This is a genomic window from Gordonibacter sp. (genome assembly GCF_036667095.1).
In the GTDB taxonomy this organism is placed as follows: domain Bacteria; phylum Actinomycetota; class Coriobacteriia; order Coriobacteriales; family Eggerthellaceae; genus Gordonibacter.
On record NZ_JAVWUP010000334.1, the window covers coordinates 1 to 2,017 of the forward strand.

General features: G+C 53.2%; 5 protein-coding genes. 2 read left to right on the forward strand and 3 right to left on the reverse strand.

Annotated features, from left to right (window positions below; genetic code table 11):
- From RR842_RS14335 to RR842_RS14345, 3 genes are all read right to left on the reverse strand, one after another.
- The coding region (locus tag RR842_RS14335; RefSeq protein ID WP_332730255.1) for a hypothetical protein at positions 1–572 on the reverse strand (572 nt) is incomplete at its 3' end.
- Positions 573–818 (reverse strand): hypothetical protein, encoded by a 246-nt coding sequence (locus tag RR842_RS14340; protein ID WP_332730256.1) that lies wholly within the window; start codon positions 816–818, stop codon positions 573–575.
- Between the two features lie 195 nt (positions 819–1,013).
- Positions 1,014–1,229: a helix-turn-helix domain-containing protein gene (locus RR842_RS14345; protein WP_332730257.1), complete on the reverse strand. Its 216-nt coding sequence runs from the start codon at positions 1,227–1,229 to the stop codon at positions 1,014–1,016.
- 221 nt (positions 1,230–1,450) lie between these two features.
- Here RR842_RS14345 and RR842_RS14350 point away from each other — a divergent pair, with 221 nt between their 5' ends.
- Complete coding sequence (locus RR842_RS14350) at positions 1,451–1,654, forward strand: hypothetical protein (RefSeq protein ID WP_332730258.1); 204 nt, start codon at positions 1,451–1,453, stop codon at positions 1,652–1,654.
- Positions 1,655–1,785: 131 nt separating this feature from the next.
- Positions 1,786–2,017 (forward strand): hypothetical protein (locus tag RR842_RS14355; RefSeq protein WP_332730259.1); only part of this gene is annotated, 232 nt, incomplete at its 3' end.

Sequence of the window (2,017 nt, forward strand, 5' to 3'; positions counted from 1 at the left end):
ACGGCCTTGAGGTCGTTGTCGATGCGCTGCTCCGCGAACATGCCCATGGGCGCTTTGATCGGCGTGGTGCCGTCGCTTGCCGTGACGAAGGAGTACCCAGAATCGTCATTGTCGGCCAGCAAAACGATGGGGAACATCCCCTCGATGGTCAGCTGGTTGTCGAGCATCTTGCCGATGCTCTTCGGCTTCATCCGCCCCGACTCGTCGAAGTCCGGGTGCATCATGAAGTAGACGATAGTGTCATCACTCGTCTTGTTCGCGGCCTCCAGCAGCCGTTCGAAGTTGACGGCCATGTCCGTGAACTTGCCGTAACCCGTCTGCTTCGCCAGCGCGAAGTTCTGGAAGGCCATCAGGTAGTTCGCGTCGTCCACTACGTATGCGCGCAGCTTGTTCTGCGCAAGGCTGCCGTGTATCTGGTTGTAGACCGCATGGTCGAGCCGGTCGAGCTTCTTTCGGAACGGAAGCGGCTTGCCGGCTATGTTGAAGATGCCGACCTCGCCAGGCTCGAAGTTCCGCAGGCTGGTTGATTTTCCCGAACCGGAGTGGCCAAGGACGAGCACGCTCACCCCCATCTACGCCACCTCCCCCGATATGCAGTTGAACTCGTACCCCCGATATCTGCACGAGAGAAACGCCACGCCGTTGTACTCGCTGCGCCTTATTGGCGAGTCCGTTACCGTCGCCACCTCGCACATGATCGACGCGCTCGGCACTGATACTGTTGTCTCGAAGCAGTCGGCCTGTCCGAACAGCCGCTTGCGCTCTCTGTCAGACATGCGCAACGCATCCACGAGCGCGTTGATGTCATCTAATTTCATAGCCATACCTCCATCGTGATCATCGCGCACACTGCAAATGCCACCCACACCGCCACAAGCGCCGCTTGCGCTCTCGGTGTCCAAGGTGTTACACTTGATGGGATCGTTTGATCGGATGCGCGCAAACTTGCTACGGTGGGCGCGCTTTCTTTTTTACGTCGAACCCTCAAAGGTTCGTGGATTGAAACTTTTTGTCTAGGCAACTTCTGCCTCCTTCTCAACGCCGCATATTTTTCGAAACGGGATGCGCCACTCAACCCCGATTTTTTTACACTCGATGCGACCCTCTTGGCACATCTTCCTGATGCTGTTCTCATGCATTCCCGTAAGCATCGCGAACTGCTTCGCGGTTGCCAGATCACCATCGATATCATCAAATCCGATGCGCCTGTGGTCATTCTTCTTGGTCATAGTTCCTCCTTTCTTTTGCAATCCATCCACCACCCATCGAGCCGGTATTAGCGCGCTTTCCTGGCGTACCTTAATGGGCGCTCGGCGTGTGTTCTCAGCTTGCTTGCGTGGTGGTAGACCATTGGGTTTTCAAGGTACTTCGCACGCACCAAGTACGTACAAGCCAAATAGGCACGGAGGCGGCAGCGTGGTAATATTTGATGAGATGGGAGGTGATAGATATGGATAAGAATTTTGATGATTTCCTCGATTACGCAGAAAATAATTCGCGTGAGTGTCAGGCAGCAGCTGAATCAGCTCTCGTTGATTACAAGAATGAAGATGGGACATTTAATCTTGAGGACTCCTTGAATGCGGCTTACTCGACAAATCGGGCGGCGACGCTCGCACTGCTTCGCCAGTATCACGACTGGGCAAACAAATAGTTAGACCGCGATATACTTTCTTTTCCCCGCGTCTGTCTTTTTCGGCGCGGGCTTTTTTATTTCCCATAGGCGGCTCCTAACCGCTGCCGCTTCCGTGTCTATTCAGCTTTCAAGGTGCTACAATTCCATCTATGGAAAAAGTGCCTTTATACTTGCAATGGTTCTTTATTCGAATACGCAACCATAGCGACGAGGAAGACTATTTCGTTAAGCGATTCGAGAACATGTCTCGTGAGAAGATGCTGATAGAGACGCAAATGATCGGCGATCTTCACAAGCGCGGGCTAATACTTCTTTCCGATAAGCGAGAGAACAAAGTGTTTAATCCCCTTGTTTTTACCGATAGCAACGGGGCCGTTTTCC

What these genes read in the sequence shown, in the direction of transcription:
- RR842_RS14350 (WP_332730258.1), top strand. Translation starts at nt 1,451, where the DNA reads ATGGATAAGAATTTTGATGATTTCCTCGATTACGCAGAAAATAATTCG.
- RR842_RS14345 (WP_332730257.1), bottom strand. Translation starts at nt 1,229, where the DNA reads ATGACCAAGAAGAATGACCACAGGCGCATCGGATTTGATGATATCGAT.
- RR842_RS14340 (WP_332730256.1), bottom strand. Translation starts at nt 818, where the DNA reads ATGAAATTAGATGACATCAACGCGCTCGTGGATGCGTTGCGCATGTCT.